We start from the raw sequence: 16,992 nt of genomic DNA, 5'->3' as shown, positions 1-16,992 counted from the left end.
AATTAACCAAACCCTATGAAGCATACTTGGAATGTATTTGTCCTACTTATCCTATTTTCATGTGAATCCTCAAAATTTGACTCACAAGTAACCTTACCTAAGCTGTTTGGTGATGGAATGGTCGTGCAACGCGATGAATCTATTTCCGTTTGGGGCAAAGGTGTTCCTGGTAAGAATGTACGGGTAAGTTTGGCTGGTGCAGTCACTAGTAGTACAGTGGAAGCAGATAGTACATGGATGTTGCAATTGCCTAAATTGTCAGCTGGAGGACCTTTTATTCTGGAGGTAAATCAACAAAAAATCAATGATGTCTATATTGGTGATGTTTGGGTGGCAGGGGGTCAGTCAAATATGGAATGGAGACTTAAATCTCAGGTAATTGGGGCTGAAAAGGAATTTGCAGAAGGTGGAAATCCCCAGATCAGGTTTTTTAAAGTTCCAAATTCTTATAGTGCTGTAAAGCTGGATGATGTGGTAGGAGGAGAATGGAAAGTGGCTGATTCATTGAATATGCCAGATTTTTCAGCCGTTGCGTGGTTTTTTGCGAAGCGAAATAATCAGGAAAAAAAGGTTCCGGTGGGAATCATAGAGTCAAATTGGGGTGGAACACCTGTAGAAGGCTGGACAGATGTCGAGATTTTGGCCGAAATGGAAGGTTCGTTTACAGAACAAGCAAAAGATGTGATAGAAAACAATGCCAGTTGGGATGCTAAGCTGAAAGAGAATGAGTCGAATCGTCAAATGCGAGATTCCTTGGTTAGTAACCCAGACTCTCTTGCAGCACTTAAAGCCTCCTCAATCAGCTTTGATGATTCAAACTGGAACAAGATCAGTCTTCCTCAGGCAAATCCTTTACAACATATTGCCTGGGTTCGCAAGAAGTTTACTATTGCAAATAAGGACAATGTAACGCTTCATTTGCCTTTTTTGGATCAAATGGCTTATGTGTATCTCAATGGGGAATTGTTGCATCACAAGGACTGGGGAACTACGATGCCTGATATTGAAATCCCGGCAGATATGCTTCAAGAAGGTAACAATGTACTCTCGATTCGTGCGATCAATTCTTGGAATAATCAGCCTAGAATTGGACAGGAAGGCGAAATGTATTTGCTAGAAGCGGATAAGAAAATCTCACTGGAAGGGACTTGGAGCTACTCAAATAGGGCAGTTGAGCCCATGCTTCCAAAAGTAGAATGGTATAATTGGATGCCGGGGATGATGTACAATGCAATGATTGCTCCGATTACCAAATATACCATCAGAGGTGCGATTTGGTATCAAGGCGAAAGCAATGCTGGTCGTCATGAGGAATATAAAGAACTTTTCTCTACTATGATTACTAACTGGAGAGACGCATGGGGACAAGGTGATTTTCCTTTCCTTTTTGTACAATTGGCCAATTTCATGGAGCGAGAAGAAGTTCAGCCAGATAGTGATTGGGCATTTTTAAGAGAAGCGCAGGCCCAGACATTGGAACTCCCTCATACTGGGATGGCAACGATAATCGACATAGGAGAAGCCAGTGATATTCATCCCAGAAATAAAAAGGATGTGGGTGAAAGACTTTGGCTACAGGCTAAAAAAGTGGCTTATGGAGACAAGAATTTAGCTTCGGGGCCTCAGTTTGATTCACTTTATAGACAGGGAAATGACTTGATGATCAAGTTTAAATCCGTTGGTGAGGGAATAAAACTTAATGAAGGTGAAGCTGTGAAAGGATTTATAGCGGCAAAGGAGAACGGTGATTTTCATCAAGTCATTGCTTCTATCGTTGATAAGGAAACGGTGCAGATTGTGTTAGAGGCAGGGATTGAAACAGGTGAGATTCGCTATGCCTGGGCTGATAATCCTGAAGTAAATTTGGTAAACAATCTTGGTTTACCGGCTGAACCATTCAGAGCGAAGTTTGAATAACTAATTAGGTTAAAAGGCCAAGTCTAACAGCTTGGCCTTTTAACCTGTTATTCGATTTTCCCCATAGATTCCTGGACTTGCAGCAACTCATCTACTTTCTCCTGAAATTCAGGTTTAGCAGGAATTTTCACCACATTTTCTAAGAAATCAATTGTACTGAAGAGTACACCTTCCCAGTCTCCAGAGGTAATAGAACTTCCTATCACATGATCACCTGAATTAGGAAAAGCTTTTTCACGCTTCAATGTTGCTGGCGTAGAAATCTGCTCATACATTTCCTTCATCTTCGGTACTGAGACCACATCGTCCTGGGCTTCATTGTCTTTGTAGTAGTATCCTAAAAACAAGGGTTGCTTTATTTTTTTGAATGTATTTTCATTCATGTTGCTATATAAAATGATCGCAAGACTCTCGTAAGCATTCATATGATAATCTTCGGACCAATACATGGCTTTTTCGCCTTCCCGTGTCTGATGAATTATTTTATTTTTCATCATAGTCTTTTCCATTATTTTTTGGGCCCAAGGATTGAAAAATGCTGAAAGCTTCTCGCCGTAATCCCGGATAGCAGGGGAATAAACTGCCACTGCTTTGATATCAGGTTGCTGGCTTGCTAGAAGCAATGTCAATGCTCCTCCCATTGATGTTCCAACAACGATCACCTCGTCACCAAGACTTTTTCCGATCTTATAAGCCTCACCAGCGGCGTTGGCTAAAGCCTGAGGACTTAAGTACTCCAAACCATTTTCTCTTTTAATACCATGATCAGGCAGTCGAGTTACAAAAAGATTTGCACCGAAATGAGCGGCAAGAAATCTATGCACAGGATCTCCTTCCATGGGACTAGCACCAAATCCATGGATATAAACAATAGCGTAGGGAGTCTTGCGCTTGTTTAGGCTATCAGCCCAGACTATGTAGGCTTCATTTCCAGGTTTTAGGCCGATCACAGAATCCTCTCTTTGGTTTACATAGCTCTGCAGCTCAGCCAGTCGAGTAGGTACTTCAGGGAATTCTATGGCTATTTCTTCATTTTTCACCTTTGGACCCAGCATATAAACAATGGCGAGCACCATCGCTGCGGCAAAAATCCCGAGTAGTATTTTCCTTAGCATGAGATCAGATAGTTAAAAGCATTAGTAATGTTTTTTGAAAAATTAATAAAACTGTAAAATTTAAAACTATTAAAACAGTAAATTTTTTCAAAGCTAAACATCAAATTAGAGCTAAATGCGTTAATTCGTATTAATAATTCTTAAACCAATATTTATGAAACGTATTATCCTTGGATTCTTATTGCTGGCATGTAGTCAGTTAGTACTTGCTCAGGAAACAGAAACTAAACTGGCAACTCAAACTATTTATGTGGAATTAGGCGGGCCAGGCTTACCTTATAGTTTTAACTATGACTTTCGATTTGATAAAACTAAAATGGACTCATGGGGTATGAGAGTTGGTTTTGGTGGTTATGCCTTGGATGGGGATTCCTTCTTTTCCCTTCCTGTGATGGTGAATAAACTGATGGGTAAAGGGCCACATTACTTTGAGGTAGGTCTAGGGGCTACTTTTTTTACCTTTACCGAAAATCAGAATAATTATTGTATCGATGGATATTACGATTCTAATACAGGAATGTATACGTGTACCACCTACGGGTCTGATAATTATAGTTTTATTCTTGATGTAGATGGTTCACCTAGTTTAATGGGTACTATGAATTTTGGCTATAGACGAATTCCAGTGGATGGAGGATTTACCTGGAAGATCAATATCAATCCAATATTTAATAATAATGGATTTTGGCCATTATTTGCTGGAGTAGGATTTGGTTATGCTTTTTGATAATTGAATGAGTGTTAAGACAAAAGACACTAGATTTTTTGCTGTAAAGTTTGGGATTTCAGATGGCCGAATTCAGCTATTTGAAATCTCAAACCCATAATCCCGTTCTACCAAACAAATTCGAGTTTTATAAGCTGAATACCATTTTTTCCGCCCCATTTTTTGGGCTAGGAGGTGATCAGTCTGCTGTTTCCAATTGCGAATCGCATCTAAACTTTCCCAGTAACTAACAGTAATACCCAATCCGTCCCTTATACTTTCATGTCCTAAATACCCTTCTTGGGCTTCAGCTAATCGCACCATTTCCAAGGCAGTTTCTTCATAACCTTCTTCAATTTGAGTTCTGATATTCGAAAAAATCACTGCGTAATAAGGTGGATCAGGAGTATTGGCTATCATTTTTTTTTATTTCAGCTAAGGGTAAATACAAAGTAAACTGTCTAATCTATATCTGCTAAAAATGAGTTGAAAATCTGTGTTTTTCGATTGAAATTTAGGAAAATTTGTAAGTAGTAAGTGATCCGACAGCGCTGGGTAAGTGATGAATCCTCATTTCTAATTCATCTCAGAAAAAGACTTTTTCTTTACAAATTGATCTAAATCAAATACTTAACATCGACTAAACAGAGAAATTTAAATCAGCGTACGTATGTGCGTATGCAGACTAGTTCATAGTATATATCATTAAAATGCTACCTGTTTATGAAAACAAAACCAATTAAATTTCGATTTTTAGCATTGGCGCTACTTAGCTCCGCTTTTGCTTCATTGACATCCTGTGATGCTGACCTTGAGTTAGTTCAGTCCATTGACGAAGAATTCACCGGGATTACTTCTATTGAGATTGAGTCCTCATTTCTTGATGTGACTTATCAAGGAAATGAAAATGCCGAATCTGTACAACTCCTGGGATCGTTGGAGTCCAGTAGAAAGGGGAATTACTCAATTGAATATCGAGTGGTCCAGAATCAGCTGATCATCGAAGTGGAAAGACACGGTATCGGTACTGGCAATAATCGTGGCTATATCAATCTTACCGGTCCTGAATCGATGGCGATGGATGTGGAGGCTGGGTCTGGTAATATAAAAATTCACCGGCTTACCTCTGAGAATTTTGAATTTAGTGGGGGATCAGGAAATGTAGAACTTTCAAATTTGCGTGCTGACAATATAGATTTGGTGTTAAGTTCAGGTAGGATAAATGCCTACGATCTAGAGGGGGATGTTCAATTAGAGATTTCATCTGGAAATGCCACTATCTCAAACCTTGAAGGGAATTTAAATGCGGTTGGTTCCAGCGGGAAGTTTACGTTTAGTCAGATTGATGGGAAAGTAAACAGTTCATTGAACTCTGGAAACGGAGTTTTGAGCGGAATTCAGGAAATCGGAAGATTGAAAATTTCCTCAGGAAATTACAGTGTGGATGATTCATTTTTTGGCCCAAATACAGAATTTGAAGGGTCGTCTGGAAATTTTGATATACAGACAGATTCCGACTTGAAGGATTTTAATTTTGATTTGAAAACCTCCAGTGGAAATCTTAGAGTGGGGGAGAGTACATCTACTGGTTCATTGAAGATCGATAATGGTTCTCCCCATACCGTATTTGGGGTTGTCTCTAGTGGCAATATTCAAATTAAGAAGTAGTGAAAAGTTGTTCATCTCATACAAAATCCGGCTACGGCCGGGTTTTTTTTTGAAAGTATTACCGCCAAGGAGACGGAGGTTTTAGCAGGAGGACGCTGTTTAGTGATAATTGCCAGGGAATGCTAGATTATTACGTCATCGGTAGGAACGAAGCAATCTCTTTCAATCTAGACTGCAATGTTCCCGGCAAAATTGCGGGACAGGCCGTACCTCTTGCAGGGGCGGGTACGATGGTGTCAAGGTTATGTTATCCTGCTTCTCCAGAAGCTGGATCTAATTTGCAATTAAATCCTATTTGTTATTCTTTTCTCCGGCAGTCTAAAGACTGCATTAAAAGAGGTCCAAGACTGAAGTCTTGAACCAGGAGGTATGCACTGTCACCGTATGCTTAAAATACAACCTGTAATCCGCCCGTAACTCCCCCAAAACTACGGTAGATTCCATTGGAAGTGGTTTTATCCAGTATATTCCAGCCATTAGTAAAGTTCTCCTGACCTGGATCCAAGAATGCGAAGTTGAGACTTGGACCCGCAAAAATACGGAGATGATTGCCAATTAGGTATCCGGGGACTAGTCGAAAAGATTGAATATGATTGGACACTGTTTGAAAATCGCTGGCTGTTAGGCTTACAAATTCTGTGTCTAAAGAGAATTTGGAGTTAGGGAGCAGGTGTATTCCTAATCCCGCCTCTAACCCAATAGGCGTATCAATGTCCCGAAGATTATAAGCTAGCCCAAGAATTCCATACATTTTCCTGCCCCCGGATCTAATATTAAGATGAGTGAAACTTGACTCATCAAGACCTAAAGAAAGACTTATCTCTCCGTTTCGAACAAAGTTCAGCAAGCCAATTGGGTAGTCGTTTTCTTCTGCAACATTAATCAACGCAAATTGAAAGCCGTTGACTTTTTTGGCTCTGTTGATAATGGACGTGAATTGATGGTTTACAGAGTCCCCGGCAATGTTGGAAATTCCTGCCAATTGAAAACCTGCAGATTCAACGGCAATATTGGATATCCCGCCAAGCTGAAAGTGGTTTGAAGTTCTGGCCAGATTGACAATACCAGCAATCTGAACATCGGCATTATTTTCTACTTGATTGGCTATTCCTCCTATTTGGAGTCCCTTTACATTTCCTTTGACATGGTTATATATTCCTCCGACTTGCAGTCCATCTACATTTTTATACACTGAATTATATATGCCACCCACCTGAAGACCTTTTGAGCTTCCGCCTACCATGTTAAATATTCCAGCCACTTGAACAGATTTGACATCTCTTTTATTGATGTTGAAAATCCCTGCGACCTCCAGCCCTTCAATTCCCGCGGTATATCCTCCGATTAAATTCAGTGAAAAATTACTGATCGTTTGACTGTTGAACATGCCTTTGGAGCTTAGACCTGGAGTCAGGGACATCTGAAATGGGCTTTCAGCAAAGAAACTGCCCACATTCATACCTTGTAATCTCTGCCTGAAACCAATAAACATCCTTCCCAAAAAACTATCTTCCATTTCCCTGGTAGTGCTATCACCTGGTAAGTATCGGAACCTGCGGTTTTCCTTATCAGCAACAATACTCACGGTCGGTAAGAGCAAAAAAGTAGTATCTCGATAATGCTCCTTGCTCAGTGTAAGCCAAATCGACGAATCCAGCTTCTTATATTTCAATTTGAAATATCCCTTGTCATCGGTCAGAGTAGAAGCAAGGCTATTTTTGTCATAGATACTAGCCTGCCTTACTACTTCATTGGTTCGTACATTTTTAATATAGCCTTTGACTGTTACGGTTTTAAATCTGGTCTGCATTTCAGCATCCAGATCAAGCTTTTCAGGGGCATATCGGATGATGATGTAGCCAGGCAATTCCTTGTATTCATAGGAATCACCCAACTCTTTTAATAGAAATTCCCCAATTGTACCCGAGAACCGATCGGTTCCCATGGGTTTGTCCAGTTGTACCAGTGTACTTTCATAAGAAAAATAGAAATCATTTTGGTCTGACAGGGTATCCAGCATTTGACGCAGACTGAGCTCATCGTCACTTTGAATCCTGATTTTTTTCTCCAGCATCATTTGCGAAAATCCATCGATCGAGTTGATCAATACCAGCAAGAGCAGGAGAGAGCCCTGAAAAAGTGATTTTGAGCGCGGCATTAAGGTGAAATTTTTAAAAGCAAGAATTGAGGATGAATATAATAAAGTAAGGACCAAGATTTTTCAACCCTAGTCCTATATTCTCAAAAGTGGTATGTATTACTCGATGATAATTTTCCCATCCTGTTGACCTATATTCAGATTTAAGGTTTCCCTAATTACCTCAAGATTTTTATTCAGAGAGCCATATTCCAGAGTGGTGGTAATAGGTAAGGTTTTTAATTCTGCTTTGGTGATTTCTATATTAGAATCATAAGCCTCATTAAGTGCCTTCACCAAATCTCCCAAAGGGATTCTGTCGGCTTGAAATTTTTTGCTAACATAATAATTGTAAAGCTTATTGGAAGGTTGCGACTTTATCATTTCACCAGTTTGCTGATTAATTCTCAGCTTTTCGTCTGGTGTAAGTACTTCTTTCTTTCCATCGATTTCCACCTGGACTGAGCCTGTGACTACGATCACTTCTGTTGTGTTTTGGGCAGTCTTGACATGGAAACTTGTTCCTAAAACTGTGATAGAAACATTCTCAGTTTGGATTACAAAAGGCTTTTGTTCATTTCTTTTCACATCAAAGAAGGCTTCTCCACTTTCCAAACTCGCATTTCTCACATTGCCAAAAAGCTTCTGAGAGTAGTTCAACGTGGTATTTCTATTCAAAGTAATTGTGGTTCCATCGAGCAAAGGAACTTCTATGGCAGTGCTTTCTGACTGAAGTTCAACTGAACTGTAGTATGCTTTTCCTGATTGTGGAAGAAAGGCTGAATAAACCCAAGCTGATACAAATATCAAGGTGATTGCTGCAGCCGCTCTGGACCAATTGCTTTGCAAAAAACGCTGAGTTTGCCTTGGTTTATTCTCTACTTTTTGATCTCTAAGCGTGGTGAATTTCTGCCAGGCTAGCTTTTCATCCACTTCGCTTTTTTCCAATAACACCTTACTGGAATTCCATATCCACTGTATTTTATCTAATTCCTTTTGATTTGCCTCATCCTCAGAAATCCATTCTTCAACAGCTTTGGTCTCCTCGGAATTACTCTCCTGAAGCAAATATTTGATCAATTTTTCTTCGTTCATGGTTTCCATTGCTTATATATTTATCAAAAACATCAAAAGCAAAGGAAGAAACTCTGCCAATTCCACCCGCAACGTTTTCAGCGCCTTACCCATATGTGCTTCCACTGTTTTGATGGAAATGTCTAGCCGGTTGGCTATTTCCTGATATTTCAGTTCTTCAAACCTGCTGAGATTAAATACCATCCGGCATTTTTCAGGTAATTTTTCCAGCGCTAATTGAAAGCGCTCATACAATTCATTTTCTTGGCCTTTGATCTGCTCACCGACTAGCTCAGGTTTACCCTGAGTCATTTCATAATGCGCATGATCCCAATGTTTCCGTTTCACTTTCTGATGGTTGATGTAGTTCAGACTGTCATGGTACACAGCTCTATAGAGATATGCTTTTATAGAACTGTTGATTTCAATAGAATCTCGCTTTTCCCAAAGTTTGAGAAATACACTCTGCACGATTTCTTCAGCAGCTTCAGATTCTTTAAGAATAGCCATTGCATAGGCGTGCAACGCCTTAAAATAGGTTTTGAAAACGGCTTCGAATGACTGTTCATCGACGAGCGTTGTTGTATTTGACGAAAGTGGTAGGGTCTCTGTCACCTTTGATTATTTGATGCTTTCATGGATATGACAAGCTTAGCTGCTCTTACCCTTAGTGCTTTTGGTAAAATTATGAGAATATTAGCAATAGTGTTAACTGTCGGATGTTTGATGAGGGTGACCGATGCAGCTAACATCGGTCATCCAGCACCTGACATCCGACAAGTTTCCTCAAAACCTCACATTCAGACCCGCAGTGAATCCCAGAAGAATGGCTTGGTAATTTTCGCGGTGAAATTCATCCCAAATCGCCAAACCTGAGTGGTCAACAATATCCAGCTCATTTGCATACATATAAGAAAGGGTTGGTCCGGCGAAGAGATGAATGCTTTGGGAAATCTTCAGCGCAGGAAGTATTTGGAAGCTGAATTTGTAGTAATCCTTACATTCGAAATCAGTCAGATATTTGCTGACTCCTTCCATATCCAATCGGAAGTGGGCACTTTCTGTTAAATTCAACCCTAGACCTGCCTCAAAACCATAATTTTCATCTTTGCTATCGAAATTTGTCCCCAAGCCAATAATACCGTAAACCTTTTTTCCACCGGAGCGGAATGTCAGGAATGAATTTAGATTTTCATCCACCGAAACCCCCAATCTATGATCGCCATTTTTCACAATATTCAGCAAGCCAATGGTATAATCACTGCTGTCCGAGATATTTATCAGACCGATTTGCATGCCTTTAACGGTTTTAGCTCTATTGACCAGCCCTGCGATCTGCATGCCTTCTACATGCTCAGCTACATTCGAAATTCCCGCAATTTGAATACCTTTTATATTTTTGGACACTGTAGCGATTCCGGCGATCTGTGCGCCATCGATTTCAGGTGAAAGACTAGCAATACCGGCTACCTGCAAACCCTTTACTGACTTGGTTAGACTAGCGATTCCTGATACCTGAATTCCATCGATTGTGTCTGCGATATTTGAAATCCCCGCAAATTGAGCTCCCGTCACCATCTCGGCAGTATTAAAAATGCCTGAAGCCTGAAAGGATACATTGCCTAAGTTTATGTTGCTGATTCCTGCGACTTGTGCTGCTTGGGTAGCATCAGCGCTTTGATTCAGTATTCCTGCGGCTTGGAATCCAGTTACTTTTCCTGAGACATTATTCCAAAGTCCTGAAATCTGTGCGCCTTGCACGTCTCCTTTGACTATACCAGCCAAACCGTAGATGGCAGCACCAGTTTCTCCTCCAGATAGTCCGGTGAGTAAATGAAGACTGAAATGGTTGCTGTAATCTGCTGCCTCAGTTCCGTGGGTAGAAATAGGATAAAATAACCCTAAGTGCGCTGGGCTTTTCTCCTGGCCATATGAAATGGAAATCATTTGTAAAAAAAGGAAGGAAAGTATTGTGATTTTTAATACTGAAGTTTTCATGGATGTTTTTGTTTTCGGCTCAAGGCAGACATCAGTAAAGTGCTGCTTAGACATCATTAATAATTGTCTGTGTGATGTTTAATGGGTAAATGGAATCAATCGAGAAGCAAAGCGATCAATTGGGACGGGGCGTTTACCTGAATGATTTTATGGTCTTCGAGCTCCTTGTTAAGGGCATATTCCAATTCGAAAATCAACCCATTCAGGAAGATTTTGTCCATTCTCAGGTCGAAAATGAAGTGATCATGCTTTCGAGCTCCAGTCAATACGATTCCGTATTCGCTGAAGACTTGTGTGATTTTTCGGAGTTGGCTATATTTTCCCATATGCTGTGATGACGATTTGTGGTGTCGTTATCTTGACAGCCTGAGAAGTAATTACCCTTAGTTGGGAAGGCAAAAAAAATAAAAAAGTAGAAAATGAAGCTTTTCCAAAGTTCTAAACTTTGGAAAAGCTGCTTTAAAGTTTATAATCCAGAAGATATTGATTTTAAGCCTCTTTCCTTGATTAATGAATCTCTTACTTTAAGTGTTCGGAATGTATTAATAGGATCAATTGCTCCACCCGATCTGCGTATCGCTTCGGCCAGCAAAGGGCGAAGATCGGTTCTATAGGCATCCTGCAATATTTCCTGTGCTCCAGTCACATCATGGATTTCCTGTGCAGCTTCCAATGATTTGCTATCCACTAAAAGAGCTTGTGCATAAGACAGTTTGATTGCCTGCACGGATTGGATCAAATCTTCCATAGGATCTTTCAGGTTGTGACTGGCATCGATCATCCAGGAAAGTGGGGGATTATTGGTTTCCTCAAAACCCTTCACCAGTTCCTGAAAAATCAAGAATAACTGGTATGGTTTGATGCTACCCACAGTCAGATCATCATCTCCATATTTGGAATCATTAAAGTGGAATCCGCCCAATTTTCCTTCTGTCATCAGCGTGGCCACGATCTGTTCAATATTTGTATTGGGCAGGTGGTGACCAAGATCCACAAGCGTATACGCCTTTTTGCCCAGTTTATTTGCCAGCAGAAAGGAAGTCCCCCAATCCTGAATGACTGTGCTGTAGAAATAGGGTTCATAAGGTTTGTATTCTATGAGGAGCTTCCAGTCTTCCGGCACCGCTTTATAAATTTCCTGTAAGGACAAATGCGTGTTCTCCAGAGATTTTCTCAGGCTATGCTGTCCCGGGAAACTGCTTCCATCCGCCAACCAGACTGTTAATGCTTTTGAACCCAATTTCTCTCCAATCTCGATTACCTGCTTATTGTGCTCCACTGCCAATTCACGAACGGCTGCCTCAGAATTGGCCAAGGAACCGAATTTGTAGCTGTTTTCCTGATTAGCCTGGTCTTGAAAAGTATTTGAATTTACTGCATCGAAGCCGATTCCTACTTCCGATGCACTGTCTTTAATGGATTGGTAATCATTGGGTATATCCCATGGTATATGAAGGGAAACTGCATTGCTGGATTTGTTAAGTGCATGCAGTATACCTACATCCTGGATTTTCTGGATTAGGGTTGCAGGTTCCCCACCACCGGAGAATCTTCCAAAACGGGTTCCACCGGTTCCCAGCGCCCAACTTGGGATAGCTATTTGTAATTCCTGAAGTTTGGAAATCAGCACTTCTACTTTGTAGCCTTTCTTGTCCAGACTAGCTGCCAGGAATTCAAAGTTCCGGGCATGTTCGCTTAATTTTAATAAATTCTGATCTTGTATTTGATCTGATGTAAGTTTCATTGTTATGTGGTTTTACCGCAGAGGACACAAAGGTCACGCAGAGGTCGCGGTAGTTTTTTAATGGTTTTAAATGATGTCCTGCTTCTCCAGAAGCTGGACTTTAGTTTGTCTTCAGGTACAACCTACCCAACTTCCTCTTCTTTCTCGGATTTATTCAACCAAAAGGAGGCAGATCCAAACCAAACTAGGGTACCGATAAGCATTAGTGTTTTGCTAAGATCGGGCGTTATTATTCCCTTTAAAACCAAAAAGGAAGGGATGAGTGTCAAAGCTAAAGCAGTGAATGATATGATTTTTAATAGACTTTTCATAATCAATAAGTTAAAGGGACAGTAGGAGAAACAGTTGTTACTTTTTTCTGAATAGCTTTTGATGCAAGTAGGTAGACTAAAACTGCTACAAACCAGCCCGGAAGTCCAAGGAAGAAGATTTCAATTCCACCATAAATATTCAAACCCAAACAAAAGATCAGAGAAATTGCCCAGGTAATGCCTACAGCCGGATTGAAATGTGACTTGGTCAGTTCTGCGTAATTGCTGGCAAGTCCCATTTTTGGAAGGACAACCACATCCAAGAATATCACTGCTCCCAGAGGCATTAGGATCAGCCCATAGAGCGCTACGAATTCTAATAACTGCATTACCAAAGCAGGGAAGCAAGCTGCAATCGTCGTTACCAAACCCACGAAGAGTGTCACTTTCCATGTTTTCCATTTTGGATTGATAGATTGGATAGCAAGTCCAGCTCTATACAGCGTTGGGTTTGCAGTGGTCCAACCGGCAATCACCACACAAACAGCACCTGCTATTCCGGCAGCTTCATAGGCGATGGGACCCGGAGCGAAAACCAAACTGCCCTGAGATTCCAAAAGAAAGAGGGAATATAAAATTCCAGATGCCATCCATGCGATAAAGTGTCCTAGGAATACACCTGCAGTAGATGAAAATCCGTATGTCCATTTCTTTGCGTAGCGAAGAAGCGACATGTCTGCCATTCCGATATGCATCCCCATGTTACAAAACCAAGCAAAGAACATGATGTGCCAGAAAGTAAATTTGGATTGGCCTTCTAGTGGTACTCCATTCCAGATGGTACTTTCAGCAACAGGCCAAAACTCAGAAAAGGAATTGATTCCTAATCTAGGTAATACACCCACCGCAGCTGCTATAAAGATCATAATCATCCATGGAGCTGCGATATTTGCGAATTTCGAGATCACATTGAATCCGAACATGGCGACTACCGTCGTAATGGCACCAATGCAAAAAACCGTGATAATCCATCCTATACTATTTGGGTAAACATCCGTAAGAGATGGCATAGGAAGATTAAAGGGAATCCCTACTGCGGTGGCTGACACTGCAATCATCGAACCTGCCAGGAAGCAGAATAACGCTGCATTTACTATATTATAAACTAGGGTAAATCGGTTGCCGGCGATCTTTTCCAATTGATAATACAATGTGGTCCTGGTTTTAACAGCTACTTTTCCGGTTAAAAAGGCCCAGCTAAGAATTGCGAGAATATTTCCTACAATCAGGCCACTCACCAAATCTCCGGCGGATGCACCGTGTGCTACGAAAAGAGGTCCCAATACAAATTCAGTTCCTGCGGTATGTTCACCAGCGTAAGTGCCTATAAAGCTTTTCCAACCTTTAAGTTTGTTCTTGGGAATGGGAGTTCTCTCGTATTCATTGACAGCTTCGAGTCGCTGTTTCAGGTTTTGGGTTGATGACATAGGTTTTCTTTTGGGCTTGAAGTTCAAATTAGGCTAGGAGACACGTTCATGTATCCTGTACTATATGGGTTATAGTGGATAAAAACTCAGCTTAGGCTGAATTCATTATTGAAATTCTAAAATCTCAATTTTCCCATCGAGTCCGGATGGCATTGTTTTCCAATTACTGGCGTCAAATGGTTTATAATCGATATTTACGAAGTTAATCTCGTGGTAATTTCTCCATTCAATCCCATTTCTATCCAGGTATCGTATGCTATTCGCCATTAGATTTGCTACTTCAATTTTAATGGTATTATTGCCATTTTTTAGATACTCAGTAATATCAAGTTGATAAGGAATACTCCAGGTAGTACCTACATAATCCCCATTAATCCAGATTTTGGCACTTTCATACACTTTGTCAATGGCCAATATATAGTGCTTACCATTCGTTTTTAAAAATTCAAATTCAGAGGAATAGCTCGCCTGTCCGGAGAAATCATCTGCTTCTGGATCTCCATTGTCTGTCCAGGGTTTGATAATTTCCATGGCTTGGGGAGCAGGAAGATTTGGCTGGCCTTGGGTAAAAGTTAGTTTCCAGTTTTTGGAAATATCAGTAGTTTTTGATGGTAAACTGTAATCGGGCCAAGAAGAGACTTCCAAGTCAACTTGCTTATCAAAAGTCTTGAGAAAAATAGATTCTCCTGATTTCAGGAAAATAGTTAGACTAGTCCCTTCGCTTGAATTACCAGAAGGAATTGTTCCTGTTTTGCCTGTCAGCGGGTCCATTGCCATCACTTTTCCCGATTTAGTGTTAAGTGAAATAACCTGGGACACGGTTTCCGAACTATGATTTACAAGAAAGTAATACTTACCGTCTTCTACTTTTCTTCGGACAAAATCAAGCCCGGAATCCACTAGCTTTTCTCGATAGATCCCTAAATCTTCCAAGGTTTTTCCAAGGTTATCGGAAAGAAATACTTCACCTTTCCCAAGGTTTGATTTTCCTCCTTCAAACCGTATTGAAGTCCACAATTGATTGAAATCATTCTCTTTTGACTCTTGGTCAGCATGAAAACCCGGGATAGATTTTGGCTTGGCTTGGAAAATTACTCTTGCACCATTTTCTGCCAATTTTAAGATAGCTCGTAAGGTCTCTGTCGGCATAAACTCAGTTTCAGGGATGATTAGAACCTTTGCGGAATTTTGCTGCGAAGTTTGAATCAGACCATCGGCTACCTTGGAATTTGCAATCATATCATCCGAAATAAAATCCAGAGAATATCCAGCCTCCATCAGTTTTTTGGATTGCTTATAAAATGCGGTAGGATGTAGCCATTCATCTACTGCATGCACGGTAATCATTTCCATTTTCCCTTTTGGCTCCGCCCAAACATCATAAACCGGCCAATAGACCAGCAGTTCATTATCCGCTTTTCCAGCCTGTAAAATGGCCTGTGATCTAGCAATAAAGTCATTGAACCCTTTGAAATGTGGCCAAAGGCTATTTTGCTGAGTAAGATTTAGGGAAGCATAAAACAACCAGCCGGGATAGGGGACATCTTCTGGACTGTAGGTGACTCCATGATAGAAAATATGATTCACTCCGGCAAGGAATGCCTGCTCCACCTCAGGTTTCATCTGGGCAAATGAGGATTTGAAATGCTCGCCCAACCAGGTAAAGGTTTCGGAGGAAACTAGGTTTTTGCCTGTTAAATGAGCCGCCGAGGAAGCAAACTTCAGCATGATGGGATCTGGATCCACATTTCGAATGTCAGCGCTGTCTCTGCGCAGACCGGGAATAGGGAAATAGCTTGATCCAAAGGTCTCACATTCTGGAATATCTACCGCAGCATACAAATCAAGTAGATTTCCGGGAGAACCGTGGGCTTGGTTTTTGGTCAATTTGGATTGACTGTGCGCCCAGGTTGTCCAGTTCCTTGTGAAGTTATTCAATAGGAGATCATTGATGGTTTCCCGGTAGTCAGATTTTACTCTTCGCACCTTATCCGAATTTTCTTCACTTTCCAGGTAGGGTAGAAATTCCTTCAAATCATATCCTCGGCGCTTTTCAAATTCATCAAAAAAGCTGGCAGTAAAATCAGCCCCATACACTTCGAAACTATCATTATAAAAGGCCCGGAAACCGTAATCCTTACCTGAGAATGCTTTCTGGAAATGTGAATTATATGTGTCAACAGCAGATTTACTAAAGTGATCCAATGTAAACCCGACTCCACCCGGAGCAGCTCGCTTTACCATCTGACCTGTTTTATCCAAGAAAATAGCTTTGATCTTCCAATCTCCTGCTTCATCCCAGGTTAACTTTCCCTTATCGTCTACAAATGTTGTGATCTCCTTTGGAGTGTTATTTTCATCGTAAGCCATCACTGCGATCAATTGTGCATCGGGCTGAGTTTCTTTTTTCTTCTGAAATAGAATGGGAGTAGAAAGTGCCGCTCCATCTGATTTTTCATAATCCTGAATCACCATCCTGGTTGCTGCATTTTCCACACTTACCTGCGGACCTCCAAATGGCCAACCCGTTCCCTGAGTCATATCCACGCCCATCCCGAGAGAATGAGCTTTGTTCACCGTAAAATCAAGCATGCTCAACCAATCTTCGGAAAGAAAGTCGATGTAGCGATCTTCATAGCCTTTGGCCCCATAGATAGGTGCGATTTCCACTCCACCCAGACCCGCATCATGGTAGGTTTCCAATAGTCCGGAAAGATTCTCTTCATCTACCGCATTTCCCATCCACCACCAGCGCGTCCAGGGTTTGGCAGTTTGGCTGATTTCGGGCCATTCAGCAGAGGTTGGTGCTTCTTTTTTTACCTGATGGAAACCGAAGAACAGTAGGATCGGTATGGTGAGAATAAAAAGGTTTTTAGCTTTTGGGGTCATTGGAAA

14 protein-coding genes are annotated in these 16,992 nt (G+C 41.0%); 3 read left to right on the top strand and 11 right to left on the bottom strand.

Features of this window, described 5'->3' with window-relative positions; translation table 11 throughout:
• The first annotated feature begins 15 nt into the window (after window positions 1–15).
• Entirely contained in the window at window positions 16–1,917 is a 1,902-nt protein-coding gene (locus SYJ56_RS09020) for a sialate O-acetylesterase (protein ID WP_323833616.1), read from the top strand.
• Between the two features lie 47 nt (window positions 1,918–1,964).
• Here SYJ56_RS09020 and SYJ56_RS09015 read toward each other — a convergent pair whose 3' ends face one another.
• Window positions 1,965–3,032: an alpha/beta hydrolase gene (locus SYJ56_RS09015; RefSeq protein ID WP_323833614.1), complete on the bottom strand. Its 1,068-nt coding sequence runs from the start codon at window positions 3,030–3,032 to the stop codon at window positions 1,965–1,967.
• Window positions 3,033–3,186: 154 nt separating this feature from the next.
• On the opposite strand from SYJ56_RS09015, the gene SYJ56_RS09010 reads away from it, so the two are divergent.
• Complete coding sequence (locus tag SYJ56_RS09010) at window positions 3,187–3,759, top strand: hypothetical protein (RefSeq protein ID WP_323833612.1); 573 nt, start codon at window positions 3,187–3,189, stop codon at window positions 3,757–3,759.
• A gap of 72 nt (window positions 3,760–3,831) precedes the next feature.
• Here the strand turns inward: SYJ56_RS09010 and SYJ56_RS09005 are convergent, their stop codons facing one another.
• The gene (locus SYJ56_RS09005) at window positions 3,832–4,158 is read right to left on the bottom strand and encodes an antibiotic biosynthesis monooxygenase family protein (protein ID WP_323833611.1); all 327 of its coding nucleotides are present in this window, start codon (window positions 4,156–4,158) and stop codon (window positions 3,832–3,834) included.
• Between the two features lie 303 nt (window positions 4,159–4,461).
• Between SYJ56_RS09005 and SYJ56_RS09000 the strand changes: the two genes are divergently transcribed.
• The gene (locus tag SYJ56_RS09000) at window positions 4,462–5,406 is read left to right on the top strand and encodes a DUF4097 family beta strand repeat-containing protein (RefSeq protein ID WP_323833610.1); all 945 of its coding nucleotides are present in this window, start codon (window positions 4,462–4,464) and stop codon (window positions 5,404–5,406) included.
• Window positions 5,407–5,794: 388 nt separating this feature from the next.
• On the opposite strand, the gene SYJ56_RS08995 is transcribed toward SYJ56_RS09000, so the two are convergent.
• The 9 genes from SYJ56_RS08995 to SYJ56_RS08955 form a co-directional block, all read right to left on the bottom strand.
• Window positions 5,795–7,564, bottom strand: a complete 1,770-nt coding sequence (locus tag SYJ56_RS08995; protein ID WP_323833608.1) for a peptidase associated/transthyretin-like domain-containing protein — start codon at window positions 7,562–7,564, stop codon at window positions 5,795–5,797.
• Window positions 7,565–7,663: 99 nt separating this feature from the next.
• Window positions 7,664–8,638, bottom strand: a complete 975-nt coding sequence (locus SYJ56_RS08990; protein ID WP_323833607.1) for a FecR family protein — start codon at window positions 8,636–8,638, stop codon at window positions 7,664–7,666.
• Window positions 8,639–8,650: 12 nt separating this feature from the next.
• Entirely contained in the window at window positions 8,651–9,232 is a 582-nt protein-coding gene (locus SYJ56_RS08985; protein WP_323833606.1) for an RNA polymerase sigma-70 factor, read from the bottom strand.
• A 171-nt stretch (window positions 9,233–9,403) separates the two neighbouring features.
• Window positions 9,404–10,615: a hypothetical protein gene (locus SYJ56_RS08980; RefSeq protein WP_323833604.1), complete on the bottom strand. Its 1,212-nt coding sequence runs from the start codon at window positions 10,613–10,615 to the stop codon at window positions 9,404–9,406.
• Window positions 10,616–10,710: 95 nt separating this feature from the next.
• Window positions 10,711–10,941 (bottom strand): acyl carrier protein, encoded by a 231-nt coding sequence (locus tag SYJ56_RS08975; protein ID WP_323822649.1) that lies wholly within the window; start codon window positions 10,939–10,941, stop codon window positions 10,711–10,713.
• A 140-nt stretch (window positions 10,942–11,081) separates the two neighbouring features.
• Window positions 11,082–12,359, bottom strand: a complete 1,278-nt coding sequence (locus SYJ56_RS08970) for a sugar isomerase (protein ID WP_323833602.1) — start codon at window positions 12,357–12,359, stop codon at window positions 11,082–11,084.
• Between the two features lie 122 nt (window positions 12,360–12,481).
• Window positions 12,482–12,670 carry a hypothetical protein gene (locus SYJ56_RS08965; protein ID WP_323833600.1) on the bottom strand — a complete coding sequence of 63 codons (189 nt, stop codon included), beginning with the start codon at window positions 12,668–12,670 and terminating at the stop codon, window positions 12,482–12,484.
• Between the two features lie 2 nt (window positions 12,671–12,672).
• Window positions 12,673–14,097, bottom strand: coding sequence for a purine-cytosine permease family protein (locus tag SYJ56_RS08960; RefSeq protein ID WP_323833598.1), 1,425 nt, complete (start codon window positions 14,095–14,097; stop codon window positions 12,673–12,675).
• 105 nt (window positions 14,098–14,202) lie between these two features.
• The gene (locus SYJ56_RS08955) at window positions 14,203–16,986 is read right to left on the bottom strand and encodes a glycosyl hydrolase (RefSeq protein ID WP_323833596.1); all 2,784 of its coding nucleotides are present in this window, start codon (window positions 16,984–16,986) and stop codon (window positions 14,203–14,205) included.
• Window positions 16,987–16,992: the final 6 nt, after the last annotated feature.

This window comes from Algoriphagus aurantiacus (assembly GCF_035156405.1).
GTDB lineage: Bacteria > Bacteroidota > Bacteroidia > Cytophagales > Cyclobacteriaceae > Algoriphagus > Algoriphagus aurantiacus.
Note: the sequence above shows the minus strand (reverse complement) of the source record. Positions and strands in the feature narration are given on the sequence as shown.